General features: G+C 62.0%; 16 protein-coding genes. 8 read left to right on the forward strand and 8 right to left on the reverse strand.

The window, feature by feature from the left end; translation table 11 throughout:
• Positions 1 to 259: 259 nt before the first annotated feature.
• From LPB072_RS09625 to LPB072_RS24200, 6 genes are all read left to right on the forward strand, one after another.
• Positions 260 to 826, forward strand: a complete 567-nt coding sequence (locus LPB072_RS09625; RefSeq protein WP_066094718.1) for a DUF1569 domain-containing protein — start codon at positions 260 to 262, stop codon at positions 824 to 826.
• 76 nt (positions 827 to 902) lie between these two features.
• Complete coding sequence (locus LPB072_RS09630) at positions 903 to 1,376, forward strand: hypothetical protein (protein ID WP_157559270.1); 474 nt, start codon at positions 903 to 905, stop codon at positions 1,374 to 1,376.
• Positions 1,377 to 1,504: 128 nt separating this feature from the next.
• Positions 1,505 to 1,831 carry an NIPSNAP family protein gene (locus LPB072_RS09635; RefSeq protein ID WP_066094724.1) on the forward strand — a complete coding sequence of 109 codons (327 nt, stop codon included), beginning with the start codon at positions 1,505 to 1,507 and terminating at the stop codon, positions 1,829 to 1,831.
• Positions 1,832 to 2,148: 317 nt separating this feature from the next.
• A complete protein-coding gene (locus LPB072_RS09640; RefSeq protein WP_231943479.1) occupies positions 2,149 to 2,706 on the forward strand; it encodes a cupin domain-containing protein in 558 nt (185 codons plus the stop codon).
• A gap of 210 nt (positions 2,707 to 2,916) precedes the next feature.
• Positions 2,917 to 3,390, forward strand: coding sequence for a TfoX/Sxy family protein (locus LPB072_RS09645; RefSeq protein WP_066094728.1), 474 nt, complete (start codon positions 2,917 to 2,919; stop codon positions 3,388 to 3,390).
• Between the two features lie 228 nt (positions 3,391 to 3,618).
• On the forward strand, positions 3,619 to 3,789 hold the full coding sequence (locus LPB072_RS24200; RefSeq protein ID WP_407927804.1) for a RidA family protein: 171 nt from the start codon (positions 3,619 to 3,621) through the stop codon (positions 3,787 to 3,789).
• Between the two features lie 181 nt (positions 3,790 to 3,970).
• Here the strand turns inward: LPB072_RS24200 and nth are convergent, their stop codons facing one another.
• Together nth and LPB072_RS09655 are read right to left on the reverse strand one after the other, a co-directional pair.
• Positions 3,971 to 4,612, reverse strand: a complete 642-nt coding sequence (gene nth, locus LPB072_RS09650) for an endonuclease III (RefSeq protein WP_066094731.1) — start codon at positions 4,610 to 4,612, stop codon at positions 3,971 to 3,973.
• Positions 4,613 to 4,652: 40 nt separating this feature from the next.
• On the reverse strand, positions 4,653 to 5,462 hold the full coding sequence (locus LPB072_RS09655; protein ID WP_066094734.1) for an HDOD domain-containing protein: 810 nt from the start codon (positions 5,460 to 5,462) through the stop codon (positions 4,653 to 4,655).
• A 182-nt stretch (positions 5,463 to 5,644) separates the two neighbouring features.
• Here LPB072_RS09655 and LPB072_RS09660 point away from each other — a divergent pair, with 182 nt between their 5' ends.
• On the forward strand, positions 5,645 to 6,844 hold the full coding sequence (locus LPB072_RS09660; protein ID WP_066094737.1) for an aminotransferase-like domain-containing protein: 1,200 nt from the start codon (positions 5,645 to 5,647) through the stop codon (positions 6,842 to 6,844).
• A 377-nt stretch (positions 6,845 to 7,221) separates the two neighbouring features.
• On the opposite strand, the gene LPB072_RS09665 is transcribed toward LPB072_RS09660, so the two are convergent.
• The 6 genes from LPB072_RS09665 to LPB072_RS09690 form a co-directional block, all read right to left on the reverse strand.
• Positions 7,222 to 7,776 (reverse strand): NUDIX hydrolase, encoded by a 555-nt coding sequence (locus tag LPB072_RS09665; protein WP_066088290.1) that lies wholly within the window; start codon positions 7,774 to 7,776, stop codon positions 7,222 to 7,224.
• Between the two features lie 84 nt (positions 7,777 to 7,860).
• Positions 7,861 to 8,913 (reverse strand): TRAP transporter substrate-binding protein, encoded by a 1,053-nt coding sequence (locus LPB072_RS09670; protein ID WP_066088285.1) that lies wholly within the window; start codon positions 8,911 to 8,913, stop codon positions 7,861 to 7,863.
• A gap of 191 nt (positions 8,914 to 9,104) precedes the next feature.
• Positions 9,105 to 9,800, reverse strand: a complete 696-nt coding sequence (locus tag LPB072_RS09675) for a fumarylacetoacetate hydrolase family protein (protein ID WP_066088283.1) — start codon at positions 9,798 to 9,800, stop codon at positions 9,105 to 9,107.
• Between the two features lie 65 nt (positions 9,801 to 9,865).
• On the reverse strand, positions 9,866 to 10,189 hold the full coding sequence (locus tag LPB072_RS09680) for a 2Fe-2S iron-sulfur cluster-binding protein (RefSeq protein ID WP_066088280.1): 324 nt from the start codon (positions 10,187 to 10,189) through the stop codon (positions 9,866 to 9,868).
• A gap of 11 nt (positions 10,190 to 10,200) precedes the next feature.
• Positions 10,201 to 11,694, reverse strand: coding sequence for a glutamine synthetase family protein (locus tag LPB072_RS09685; protein WP_231943480.1), 1,494 nt, complete (start codon positions 11,692 to 11,694; stop codon positions 10,201 to 10,203).
• Positions 11,691 to 13,085, reverse strand: coding sequence for an aromatic ring-hydroxylating dioxygenase subunit alpha (locus LPB072_RS09690; RefSeq protein WP_066088278.1), 1,395 nt, complete (start codon positions 13,083 to 13,085; stop codon positions 11,691 to 11,693). The genes LPB072_RS09685 and LPB072_RS09690 overlap by 4 nt, the downstream gene beginning before the upstream one ends.
• Positions 13,086 to 13,150: 65 nt before the next feature.
• Between LPB072_RS09690 and LPB072_RS09695 the strand changes: the two genes are divergently transcribed.
• Positions 13,151 to 13,870 (forward strand): GntR family transcriptional regulator, encoded by a 720-nt coding sequence (locus tag LPB072_RS09695; RefSeq protein WP_066088275.1) that lies wholly within the window; start codon positions 13,151 to 13,153, stop codon positions 13,868 to 13,870.
• The last annotated feature ends 15 nt before the right edge of the window (positions 13,871 to 13,885 follow it).

Consider the following 13,885-nt stretch of genomic DNA (forward strand, 5'->3'; position numbering starts at 1 on the left):
CCCGTGATTTTTTCCCCCAGGGTGTGTGGCTCCGCTGCTGATGGCCTACGCGATGCGCCCTGGCGGCGGGTCTTGTTGTCAGCCCAGTGGGCTATCTCTTTGCTTCCACAGGGCGAACCGATCCCTGCAAAAGTTGCCACATGTTTTGCCCAGGCTGTGGCACCCCACTGGGTTACAGCGACCTTGACAATCCGTGCAGCTGTCGCCAACCTAACCCAATGTTCGACATTGCTGGCGCAACCTTTCTCCAGTGCACGCCATGAAAACCCAAACCCTCCCTACCCGGCGCTCTATCGTGGTTGGTGCGCTTGCGTTGCCTGCAACGTTTTCGATCGGCGGCATGGCCGGGTGTCAGGGTAACTCGTCGCTCGATCGACAGCTGGTCTTTTCTTCGCTTGCCGCTGCAGAGCAAGAGTTGCAAAGGCTTGCTGCCGCCAAAGGGTTGACTTCAGGGACAGTCTGGAACTGGGATCAGACCCTGGCGCATTGTGCCCAGAGCATTGAGTTCTCAATGCAAGGCTTTCCTGAGCCCAAGTCGAAACTCTTTCAGAGCACCGTTGGATCCGCGGCATTTGGGGTGTTCGCCTGGCGAGGCCGAATGACGCACGACTTGGCGGAACCGATTCCGGGCGCGCCGCTGCTGGCTGCTGGCGATGAGGGTGTTGTTGCGCTGGAAAGACTGCAGAACGCGATTGCAGGCTTTCAGCAGTGGACGAAGCCGCTGCAGCCTCATTTTGCTTACGGAGACCTCGACAAAGCGCAGTATGAGCTTGCGCACGCCATGCACCTGGCCAACCATTTCTCGCAGTTCAACGTGATAAGTTGAGGCTTGAGCGGCGCATTCGACCGGTGGTGAATTCGGCGCCTTGGCCTTCGCCCAACCCTGATGCAGAGGAAACAACATGAGCAGCCCCTATAGCGCGGCGATCCTTGCCGCGGCAGTTCTTTCCGTTGCTTGCGCACCTGCGTCAAGTCAGCATTCCAGCCCGGTAGGCGCCACCACTGCGCCTCTTCAGGGTCTTGATTCAACCGGTGGCCACCGAGAGACGGCTGTGCAGAACGTTTTCCAACCGGGCCAGCAAGGCGCGGCGTACCGTTCAGTTGAGTTGCGCGAGGTGGGTTTGGGCCCCAAGGGTGTGGCCATGGGCCACTGGACGTTGGCGTTTCGTGGAGGGCTCGTCAGCTGGCGCCACTCGGATGTGGTCGAGAAGGCCCGCTACGAAGTGGGCGCGGATGGTTCGATCACGTCCCCTGTTGGAAACCCGTCAGACCGGCCTGTTCGTGCGCAGTACGATGGGCGAACGGACCGCATCTTTTGGGTCGGCATGTGGTACGAGCGCGTCGCTCCCGGCCATCCAGATCAAGAGGGCCAATAGCAACAGGAAGTGGGCCTGCACGGCGCCACTCGACGCCCAAAGGCTGTGGCTCTATTCGCGTCAACTGGCGTCTGCCCAATCCGGGGCGGCTCACCACGAAACGCCCAAACCTGTGAAGAGAGCAAAGCATGCCAACGATCTACGAGAAGCGCACCTACGACGTCACGGTTGGCCAAATGGCCGAGGTGGCGCGGTTGTACTCCAGCCTGGGCTGGCCCGCGCTTGAGGCCGGTGGATTCAGCCACCATTGCATTGGCTACTTCATCAGTGACACCGGCGATCTACACCAACTGGTTCACCTTTGGCGCTTTGAAAGCGATGATGATCGCCGCGCGTTCTGGAAAAGGCTCTTCCAGGATGCCGACTTCATGGCGTTTGCAAAACAGCTCAGACCGCTGGTTAAAAACCAGCATGTGCAATTGTTGCTGGCGGCGCCCTGGGGAACACATCCTTGATGTTGACGGGGGGCTTTCGCCAGACGCAGGGCGCGGAAAAGCGCTCCTTGGCACAACCGTCTGAACCGTTGTGAGGACACCCGTTGACCGCTGGCTCGGCCTCGGTAGCAGCCGGTGTTGGTGCTGTTTCGAAACCCGTCACCGCTTTCTGGCGGGTGGGGTTACGCCTGGCCCATTTGCTCACAGCCCGGGTACGAAACGGCGTTCATGGAAAAATGGACTTGTTCAAATCGGGCGCTGCCGCCATGATGTCAAGTGGACCAGGGGATCAAACGGGTGAGACGGTGTGATACCAGAAAAGCCAGGCAGCGGAGTCGGTGATTGATTTGAGCCTGCCTGGAGCAACCTGGAAATGCCCCGGCGCAGTTTTCTCAGTCCTTTCCGGGCTCCGCAAAGCTGCTGTCACCGGATTCGATCTGCGGGCCCTTGGAGCAAAAGCTGACGCCGACAGCGCGATCCGCGCCCGGTCAAAGGGGACACCAGCAATGACGACTCAAGGTTTTGTCGCATCACACGCCAAAGACGCCCGGTTCGAACGCGGGCTTCGCTCCTTCTTTGAGTACCGCGACCTGGGCATCCATGAGGCCACACAGGGCCGTGTAGCCGCCCACGTGATTCGTGCCGCCGGTGGCGCGGCGTTTTTGAGTCAGCCACACCTGCATCGGACAGCGTTCCAGCTGGTCTACGTACTGAAAGGCTGGATCGAGTTCGAATACGAAGGGCAGGGTGTTGTTCGGCTGGAGGCCGGTTCGTGTGTCTATCAGCCACCGGGCATTCGCCATCAGGAGCTTGGACACAGTGACAATGTTGAGCTTTTTGAGGTCGTGCTGCCCGGCGACTTCAAGACAGAAGAGGTTTCATCCGTCAATCCATAGCCGCCCCGGCTGGGTGGTGCCTCTGGCGTCTGCTCCCAACCTTGGCTATTTGTTCGCTTTCATTTCGGAAGGGCTCGTCGCTTCAAGCCAGCGGATGCGCTCGATTGGCGAACAGGCTGGGGCAGACCGAATGCCCGGCCCGGTGGCGCGGTGCAGATACCATGCACTTTTGTTCTGTGAGCTGAAGGCTCTGTTAACGCTGGAACAGCCATGCCACGCAACACGCCCTCTGAACTCACCCTGGCCAAACCCCGTTCGCCGGGTGCGGACTTCGCTGACCACTGTTGCGAGCTGATGGGGAGTCTGGGTACCGTTCAGGCCAGGCGCATGTTTCTCGGCTGGGGTTTGAGTGTTGAGGGGCTCACGGTGGCCGTGATCGCCTGGGACACGCTCTTTCTCAAAACCAATGCCGGGGCGCTGCCGCAGTTTGTTGCGGCAGGTTGCCAGGTGTTCGAGCACACGGCCAAAGGGGTAACGAGGCGCATGCGGTACCACACGGCTCCCGAAGGCGCGCTTGAGTCACGACCAGCGATGCAGCCTTGGGCTGCTTTGGCCATGCAAGCCGCCGTTGCGGCGCGCAGGCCACCCAGACTCGCGGCTGACAAAGGCGGCAGCGCTCTGAAACCAGCGCAAACGAGCAAGCCTCGTCAGCCTCGTCCAAAAGCACCCGGATCCAGCGCCTGACACCATGTTGTCAGGAGTGGCCAGGCAGAGTCTGTGGTTTCACAACCTGTTTGAAAGAGGAACCCCATGCCGCACACCACGACCAATCCCGAAGGTCTGCACAACCCGGTGCCGTTTGGCTACAGCCACACCGCCAGCGTGCCGGCTGGCTCCACGCAGGTGTTCGTTGCGGGGCAATAAGGGTCGAATCTGGAGGGCACCGTGGTGTCGCCCGATTTCGCCGGACAGGTGAAGCAGGCGTTCCACAACCTGGGAGTTGCCCTTGCCGCCCATGGGCTCGATCCCGGCCATGTGGTGCAGCTCGGAATCTATGTGGCGGGTCTGATTTCGACAAGCTCGGGATCATCGGTCAGGCCGTGCAATCCGGGTGTGGTGAGTCGCTTCCTACCCAGACCCTGATCGGAGTGACCGGCTTCGCCATGCCCGACATGCTGTTCGAGGTTGAAGCCGTTGCCACTCGGCCTCGGGTCGGGCCTTTCGGCTCCCCGTCATCTGCTGGTCGTTTCACCGATGTCGGCAAGCGGTCCCTGGCTTGAGGCGCTTGCACCTCCTCTTTGCTCAAAGGCACTTCGGGCAGGCCCTAGGCCGGCGCCTTGGTCTTTGGCTTGAAATCACAACAATCGGCTACCGCACACTGGTAACACAGCGGCTTGCGTGCCTGGCATACGTAGCGCCCATGCAGGATCAGCCAATGGTGGGCGTCCACGGCATATTCGGCGGGTATGCGTTTCATCAGCTTCATCTCAACGGCAAGCGGCGTCTTGCCTTTGGCCAGGCCGGTGCGGTTGCCCAGGCGAAAGATATGGGTGTCCACAGCCATGGTGGGTTGGCCGAACGCCACGTTGAGCACTACATTGGCGGTTTTCCGACCCACACCGGGCAGGGCTTCGAGGGCCTCGCGGTTGCCGGGCACTTCGCCGCCATGCTGATCCACCAGGATGCGGCAGGCTGCCATCAGATGCTTGGCTTTGCTGTGGTACAGCCCGATGGTCTTGATGTGGCTTTCCAGCCCCTCCAGGCCCAGATCCAGGATCTGTTGCGGTGTGTTGGCCACGGGATAGAGTTTGCGCGTGGCCTTGTTGACGCCCACGTCGGTGGCCTGGGCCGAGAGCAAAACCGCCGCCAGCAGCTCAAAGTTGCTGGTGTATTCCAGTTCGGTTTTCGGGTGCGGGTTGGCGGCTTTGAGTGTGGCGAAAAAGGCTTCGATTTGGGCGCGGTTCATGCACGGAAGTGTAGGGGCATCACCAGGGGCCCCGCCGGGTTCAGTGCAGCACGGCGGCCTGGGCAAATTCGCGCGCCTTGGGCAGCTGTTCGCGCAGCCACTCGCGCTCGATGTGCAGCGCTGTCAACAGCTCTTGGGGCACTTCCTTGAGATCCGGGTTGTCTTCCTCTTTGAGCAGACACATCAGTTCGGCCAGATGCAACACAGCGCCCAGGCGGCAGAAAGGGCGCTTTGCCAGAGGGTCGGCAGAAGACTCGAGGGCGTCGCTGATGACGGCGGGGAAGTTCCAGCGACGGGCCATTTCGGCGGTGATCTGGCCTTCGGTGAAGCCGAGGTGGGCTGCCTCGCGCTGCCAGCGGGCGCCGGGGAAATGGGGTGTGCGTTCGATTTCGGGCAAGGCTTCGGGCGCTTTGTCGACGATCACCAGTTCACCCAGGCGAACCATGAAACCGGTCAACCAGGCTTGCTGCGGATCAGAACCCACGCGGGTGGCCAGCCATTGCGCGTAGCCGGCACAGGCCTGGCTTTCGCTCCAGAAGTCTTTGCTGTTCAGCCCCGCCACCACAGGAAAGGCGTCGCTCAGACAGGAGGACAACGCGAGCGTTCGAACTTGCGACATGCCCACCACCATCATGGCGTCGTCCACCGAGGAGACTTCTTTGGAAACACCGTAGCGCGCGCTGTTGGCCAGGCGAAGCAGCTTGACGGTGAGTGCCGGGTCTTTGGCGATGGCGTTGCGCACGGGGGCCACGGGCACGTCTTCGTCGTTCAGGCTCTGGATGAGTTCATGCGCCACTTCGGGCATGGTGGGGAGGTTGATGGACTGGGTAAACGTGCTCGCGGCGGACATGGGTGATCTCCTTCTTTATTGAGGGGGTGAGTGGCAATGGCGGTTCTGAACCATTGTTGCCAGGCCAGCCACCTGCCATCCACTGAAATTGGCAGCAAATACCGGCCAATTGGGTGGATGAGCTTGACCACCGGGTGGGCTCTGCTATCTTCAGGAGATCCTTTTCAGACTGCGAGAACACCATGCCATTGAATTTTGCCGACCGCCTGAACAACGTTGAAACCTCTGCAATCCGGGAGCTGTTCAAGCTGTTGGGCAAGCCGGGCATCATCAGCTTTGCGGGCGGCTTTCCCGATAGCGCGATGTTTGATGTGGACGGCATCCGCATCGCCGCCAACGCCGCGTTGACCAACGAACCGGGCGCCGCATTGCAATATGGTGCCACCGAGGGCTATGGCCCGTTGCGCGAGCAAATTGCCAGCTTCATGCGCAACAAGGGCGCACAGGATTTGACCCCCGAACAGCTCATCGTGACCACGGGCAGCCAGCAGGCGCTTGATCTGCTGGGCAAGACCATGATTTCGCCCGGCGACAAGGTGATCGTGGAGGGCCCCACCTTTCTGGCCACCATTCAATGTTTCCGCCTCTACGGCGCCGAACTGATTTCGGCGCCGGTGGATGGCGAAGGGGTCAAGACCGACGAACTGGAGCGCCTGATCGAGGAACACCGCCCCAAATTCGTTTACCTGATTCCCACCTTTGGTAATCCCAGCGGAGCCTTGCTGAACGAAGAGCGGCGCCGCGCCGTGCTGGCGATGGCCGTGAAACACCAGACGCTGGTGGTTGAAGACGACCCGTATGGCGATTTGTACTTTGGCGAGACGCCACCACCGTTGAGTCTGTTGGCGCTCAGCGCACAGGTACCGGGCAGCCGCGAGCTGCTGGTGCATTGTGGTTCGTTGAGCAAGGTGCTGAGCCCTGGCCTGCGCGTGGGCTGGATGGTGGGGCCGGCCGAGTTGCTGGGCAAGGCGACCATGTGCAAACAGTTCAGCGATGCCCATACCTCTACCTTCGCGCAGGCCACCGCGGCGCAATACCTGCTCGCCGGGCGCATGCCGGGGACACTGGCAAAGGTGCGCAAGGTCTACGCCGAGCGCGCAGCGGCCATGGGCGATGCTCTGCGGCGGGAACTGGGCGATGGCATTGAGTTTGTGCAACCGCAGGGCGGCCTGTTCATCTGGGCAAGGCTCACCGGCGCCAATGGCAAGCTGGCCGACGGCGCAGAGCTGGCCAAGCGGGCCATTGAAAACAACGTGGCTTTCGTTCCTGGCGCGCCGTTTTATGCCAGCAATCCCGATGTCGCAACCCTGCGCCTGAGTTTTGCGACCGTGGGCATCGACAAGATCGAAGAAGGCATCGCACGCCTCGCGGCTTCGCTCTGAACCATGGCGAAGGGGTTCTCCACAGGGCAGACTCAAGCCCCGCGGACCCGGTAAATCACCGGGCCCCTTCCCGTTGCTGGGCCCGCGACCCGCGCAGCGGCGCAGCGTGGGGGCCATCGATTCAGCGCAGGGCCGCCCCAAGCGGAATCATCCCCCTTGGGGGGCAGCGACCCGCGCCGCGGCGGAGCGTGGGGGTCAGCGATTCAGCGCAGGGCCGCCCCAAGTGGAATCAGCCCCCTTGGGGGGCAGCGACCCGCGCCGCGGCGGAGCGTGGGGGTCAGCGATTCAGCGCAGGGCCGCCCCAAGCGGAATCAGCCCCCTTGGGGGGCAGCGACCCGCGCAGCGGCGGAGCGTGGGGGCCATCACGCACGGTATCTTCAGTCGATGTCCATCGTGTGGAAGCCAAAGTGGCCCGTTCGCCGGTCGGCAAAGTAGCATTCCAATGTCTCGCGCACGGTGCGAAAGGCAATCTCATCCCAGGGAATCTGGTCTTCGGTGAACAGCCTGGCCTCGATGGTTTCATGCCCGGGGTCGAAGTTCTTGTTGAGCAGGCGGGCGCGGTAATACATGTGCACCTGCCCGACACGGGGCACGCTCATAAGCGTGAACAGCTCCCCCATTTCGATTTGCGCACCGGCTTCTTCGATGGTTTCGCGCAGCGCGCCCTGGGCGGTGGTTTCCTGGAGCTCCATGAAGCCTGCGGGGAGCGTCCACTTGCCTTTGCGCGGTTCGATGTTGCGCAGGCAGAGCAAGACCTGCTCGCCGGTGGGGCCCCAAACTGGCACCGTACCCACAACGTTGAGCGGGTTCTCGTAGTGGACTGTGTGGCAGACCGTACAGATGGCGCGCGGCTTGGTGTCGCCGTCATCGGGCAGGCGGTAGGTGGCGGGTTGGCCACATTCGCGGCAGTGTTGAATAGGGCGGCGGTGCATGCGTCACAGTGTATCGGGCTGAAATGACAGGGCGAAAAAAAGGGCTTCCGAAGAAGCCCTTTCTGGCATGGCGCCCTGGCTCGATCAGCCTTTGACCAACTTGCCGTGTTTGGCGATCAGGCTGCGGGCGGTATCGAGCAGTTGTTTGCCGTCGAAGCCGCGTTTGTCCATGTCTTGCATCCACTCGACTTCGACCAGGCGCGCCTTGCGCTTGAACTCCTGGGCTTCTGCTGGTGGCACGGTGTAGATGGAGTTGCCGAGCTTGACGGCAGACTCCCGCCCAGCGATGTCGCCGCCTTGTTGAACTTTGCCCAGCCAGCCGGACGTTTCGATACCCGAGTTCTTGTCGATCACGGCCTTCAAATCTGGCGGCAGCGAAGCGTACTTGGCTTTGTTCATGGCCATCACGAAGGTGGTGGTGTACAGCGCACCACCAGCCGGGTCGAATTCGCTGTGGAATTTGGCCAGTTCCTGGACCTTGACGGCAGGCACGACTTCCCAGGGAATCACGCAACCGTCGATCACGCCTTTGGACAGTGAGTCGGTGATGGCCGGAAGCGGCATGCCCACGGGTGTGGCACCCAGGTAGCCCAGCATCTTGGTGATCTGGCGGGTTGGGCCGCGCACTTTGGATCCGACCAGATCGGCGGCCGTCTTGACTTGTTTGTCGCGCATGTGGATGACGCCAGGGCCATGCACCTGCAGGGCAATGGGGTGCACGTCGCGGAACTCGTCTTTGGCGACCGTTTGCACGTATTCCCAGTAGGCGCGCGAGGTGGCTTCGGCGTTGTTCATCATGAACGGCAGTTCGAAGGCTTCGATGCGCGGGAAGCGGCCGGGGGTGTTGCCAGGCAGCGTCCAGACGACATCGACCACGCCATCTTTGGCCTGGTCGTACAGCTGTACAGGAGAACCACCCAACTGCATGGCCGGGTAGGCTTCAAACTTGATGCGGCCGTTGGAGTCGGCGGTGACTTTGTCCATCCACGCCTTGTGCATGTTGATCCAGACGTTGGACTGCGGCGACATGAAGGTGTGGAATTTGAGCGTGACGCTTTGCTGGGCAAAGCCCACCAGTGCAGGCGCGCCAAAGGCCATGGCTGCACCAGATTGAATCAGTTTTCTGCGTTGGATCATTTGGAGGTTTCTCCTGTGGAGTCGGAAGGAAAGCGGTTTGCTTGGAATGGCTGTGACCTTAACAAATGGCGTTTGCCAGAGGCAGAGGTCAAACCCGGATGCGCACGTTATTCGGCCTGCAGCAATTTCGTTTAGGTAAAGTTATTCACCAATGGTGAATTCTATCTGCTCCAATAATGGGGCGCAATGGCTCAGGTTATGCGGATATTGAGCGCCTGAAGGCCCTCGACGCCACCTTTCATCACGTCGCCCTTGCTCACGGCTGCCACGCCTGCGGGCGTACCGGTGTAGATGAGGTCGCCAGGCTGCAGTTCCCAGGCGGCAGACAGGTGCTCAATGATTTCGCCGATGTTCCAGATCAGCATGCTGATCTGGCTGCGCTGGCGCTCGTTGCCATTGACCTCGAGCCAGATGGCGGCGTCTTCGATGTGGCTGGTTTGATCCACCGGCGTGATGGCTCCGATGGGTGCCGACTGGTCAAATGCTTTGCCAATGCACCAGGGGCGACCTTGTTTCTTCATGTCGTTCTGAAGGTCACGGCGCGTCATGTCCAGGCCGACAGCGTAGCCAAAAATGTGGCTGGCTGCGTCAGCCGCTGCGATGTTGCGACCACCCTTGCCTATGGCCACGACAAGTTCGATTTCGTGGTGCAGGTTGCTGGTTTGGCTGGGGTAGGGGCAGTCGGCCGTGACACCAGGTTCGGCCACCAGCACGGCGTCGGCGGGCTTCTGGAAAAAGAAGGGTGGTTCACGGCCGGTGAAGCCCATTTCTTTGGCGTGTTCTTCGTAGTTGCGGCCCACGCAGTAAATGCGGTGCACGGGAAAGCGCTCGGCACGGCCTTCGACAGGCACGGAAACGGTGGGAGATGGTGGAAATACGTGGTTCATGGGCGACCTTCGTTGGGTGAATGGGACAGCGGCGTTGTTCTGTTGCAGTTTCGGTATCAGGGACGTCAGTACTGCGCAGTGGGCAGGTGCACCACCAGGCCGTCGAGTTCGGCGGTCAGCTCGATCTGGCAACTCAGTCGGCTGGTGGCCTCTCGGGGGCTGGCGGTGAATTCAAGCATCGCCATTTCATCGTTGCTGGCCTCGGGCAGGCGCGAGGCCCACTCGGGCGCCACTTTGACATGGCAGGTGGCGCAGGTCAGTGACCCACCGCAGTCGGCGGCGATGCCGGGGTGCCTGGCCTTCTCGGCCGCTTGCATCAGGCTTTGGCCAGGCTTGCCTGGAACGGTTTGTTCGCTGCCGTCTGCGGCGATGAAGTGAATGGTGATCATGTCTTCGTTGTTCAGGTGCGCCCGAAGTATTCGCGGCGCTCAAATTCGGTGGGATTTTGCGCCTTCGCGTGACGCTCTATTTCGCTGCGCTTGATGCGCTCGAAGTAGTTGACGAAACTGGCGCCCAGGCTGGCGTTGAGCGCGGTGTCGGCCAACAGGGCGTCTAGCGCCTGGGGCAGGGAGGATGGCACCGGTTCGTGGGCCTCGCCGTAGGGCGATTCGCAAGCCTGGGGCGGTTGCAGACCGCGGCGCAGCCCGTCAAGCCCGGCATGGATTTGTGCCGCCATGGTGAGATAGGGATTGGCGGCGGGTTCCCCGATGCGGTTCTCGATTCGGGTGCCTGGGTCGCCCGCGCCGCCGATGACACGCAGCATGGCCCCCCGGTTGTCCCGCCCCCAGCAGATCGACTGCGGCGCCAAGGCGTTGGGCTGGAAGCGGCCATAGCCATTGATGGTGGGTGTGCACAGTGCGGTGATGGCCGGGGCATGGGTCAACAGGCCGCCGAGCCACTGAGAGCCGGCCAGTGTCAGTGTGTGGTGGGCCATGCCCGGGTGGCTGCCTGGTTCGGGGGTGTCGCGCATGAAGGCGTTGTGGCCCGACTTGAGGTGGACCAACGATTGGTGCAAATGCCAGCCGCTGGACATCACGTTGGGAAACGGTGGGCGGCACATGAAGCTGGCGTGGTAACCCGCGCGGCGCAGGGCCTGGCGCACCCCGTTGCGGAACAGCACCATGTGATCGGCGGCGGTGAGCGCGTCGGTGGCGTCAAAAACGGCCTCAATCTGGCTGGGGCCAAGTTCGATCTCCAGCGATTGCAGCGGCAGGTCGAGCGCCTGGGCGGTTTGGCGAACGATCTCCAGCGGTTCGTGGGCCATGTCGGCCATGGCTTCCGAATGCAGGTTGTAGCCGGGGTGCACCATTTCCACGGCGGGTGGCTCACCGGGCCAGGCGGCTCGGTTGGGGTCGAGCTGTGGGGTGGTGTCGGTGATGCGGTAGATGTGAAACTCCACCTCCAGCCCGGTTCGCAAGCCGTGGCCCGAAGCGGCGAGGCGTTCCAGCGCATTTTGCAAAACCCTGCGCGTATCGAGCTTGACCGGTGTGCCGTTGGTGAACCAGGGCTGGCAGCGCATCCAGCCCACGCCTTCGGCCCAGGGAAGCCGAATGAAGCTCATGGGGTCGGGCAAAAGAATCAGGTTGGTCGCGCCCGCAAAGCCAGGGATGTCCTGTGTTCCGCTGGGTTCAAAGATTGACCAGGCGGTGCGGTCCCCGGTGTCTTTGAGCATGAGTGTGCTGACCATGCCGACACCGTCGTACAGGGCGCGAATGGCGGCGCGAACGGCGAGGGTTTTGCTGCGCAGCTGGCCGTGGGTGTCACACCAGCCGAGGCGGATGCTGTGAACGCCCGAGGCTTCGATGGCGCTGATGGCATTTTCGCAATCGGCTTGTCGCTGGCTGTCATGAACTGCGCAGCGCTCGGCGAAACAGGGTGGGATGGGGTTGCTCACGGTTGCCGGGTCTCCAGGTCTGCGGAAACTGCATTTCTCTCCGTTGGTCGGGCCCAGGGCGCGGCCGCGCGTTTGGCTGTCACGGCGGCTTTCCACCAGGTTTGCCATTCGTTGGCTGGGGCGATGCCATCGACCGTGTCGGGGCCCGCGATGGCACTGTGCAGTGCGGGGTCTGCGATGCCCGGCGGTATACCGCCGTTGGCCACGGTGTCGATGGCCTGCAGCAGCAGGCGGCGGTTGGCCATGATGACCTTGTCGGTGGTGCCCAGGTGTTCGCGGGTGCGGTCTTGAATGGCCCCCATGCTCTCGCAGGCCCATTGGTCGTGCACGTTGATGTCGTCCTCGCCCATGCCGAGGTAGGTTCGGTTTTGCTGCTCCTCGGCGTTGAAACCCCAGTTGTTGTGGCGACCCGATTTGGGGATGTAGTCGGGCAGGGTGACGGCGTCCAGGCGCTGGTTGCGCATGGTCTCTTTGTTGACCGGTCCGTCGAAGCTGGTGAAAAAGGCGTACCAGTGGTTGTGGGTGTCGTCCACGGGCACGTGCATCTGCGTGATCGTCATGGTCTCAGACAAGGGGATCACGAAGGTTTGCGGGAACACGGCGTTGGTGACCCGCACATGGGCGAGCGCCTCGGTCATCTTGCGCAAAGCAGTGAGCTGAAATCCATAAGGCTCTGCGGTGAAGGAAATCTCGGGTTGACCAAATTCGCGCATGACGCGGGTCATGGGCCAGCGCTCGCCACCCACATCACCCGCGCTGGCACCGCGAAACTGTTTGCCGTAGCTGTCTTCCAGCGAGGCATCGTTGAAGAAGCGGTGCAGGTAAGAGGCGTGGGCCGGATCGATGCCCACTTCAAAGGCCTGCAGCCAGTTGCATTGCCACAACCCTTTGAAGGCAAAGCTGTGGCTGGCTGGCGCCACAAAGCAGTCAAGGGCGGGCATTGGCGGAGGGGGCTGGTCTTCGGGACCAAACCAGCCAAACAGAACGCCCGCCCGGGTTTCCAGGGGATAGCTGCGCTGCTGGATGCGGCTGCACAGCTGACTGCCGGCGGGTTCGCCGGGCGTCTCAATGCACTGGCCTGTGGCGTCGAATTTCCAGCCATGAAAGGGGCAGCGCAGCCCGTCGCCTTCGTTGCGGCCAAAAGCGAGGTCGGCGCCGCGGTGTGGGCAGGCGCGATCGAGCAAGCCAAATCCGCCATGGGTATTGCGAAACAGCACAAAGTCTTGCCCCAGCACGCGAACAGCTTTCACCGGGCGGGTGGCCATGGAGGGGTCAAGGGCTGGGTCGAATTCGTCAAGCAAGGCAACGGGTTGCCAGTAGCGGCGCAACAATTCGCCGGCGGGCGTTCCGGGGCCAACGCGCGTGATGCGCTCATTCAGTTCTGCTTTCATGGGGCTCCAACAACGTGAAAATTAAACGGTATACCGTTTTTATGTTTCAGTGTACAGTTTGCCGCATGACGCTGCAAGACACCGTATTGATGCAATTGAGAGACCTCATCCTCAGCGGTGAGTTTTCGCCTGGCCACCGCCTCGCCGAACAGCAACTCGCCGAACGGCTGGGGGCTTCACGCACGCCGGTTCGCACCGCTTTGGTAACGCTGGAGCAAGAGGGTTTGGTCGAGACCAATGAAACCGGCAAGTTCATGGTGCGCCAGTTCACGGCGCAAGAGGTGATCGATGCCATTGCTGTTCGCGGCCACCTTGAGGGCATGGCCGCGCGCCTCGTTGCGGAGCATGGCATTTCGAGACAGCTGCAGGGCGAATTGCAGGCATGCCTGGATGAGGGGGATCGCCTGTTGAAAGCCGATCCGCTCACCCTGGCCAGCTACGCCGCCTATGCGACCATGAACGACCGTTTCCACGCGCTGATTCTTCAGGCCTGCGGTAACCGCGCTTTGCAGCGGGCCGTCGAACTCAACGACAAGTTGCCGTTCGCACCGGCGTCGGCGATGCTGCCCATGCAAGGCACGGTGGCACTGGACCGGGACTGGATGTTGTACGCCCATCGGCAGCACCACTTGCTGTTCGCCGCCATGCGCGATGGTCAGAGCGCACGGGCCCAGGCGCTGGCTTCCGAGCACACCGAGGTGGCCCAGATGAACATGCGCCTGGCTCTGGAGCGACGCAGCGAAAGCGTGCAGGTCATGCCTGCCATGCGCCTGGTGGTGGGGTGATGGCAGGGGCCGCAG

It is taken from the genome of Hydrogenophaga crassostreae (assembly GCF_001761385.1).
GTDB classification, from domain to species: Bacteria; Pseudomonadota; Gammaproteobacteria; order Burkholderiales; family Burkholderiaceae_C; genus Hydrogenophaga; species Hydrogenophaga crassostreae.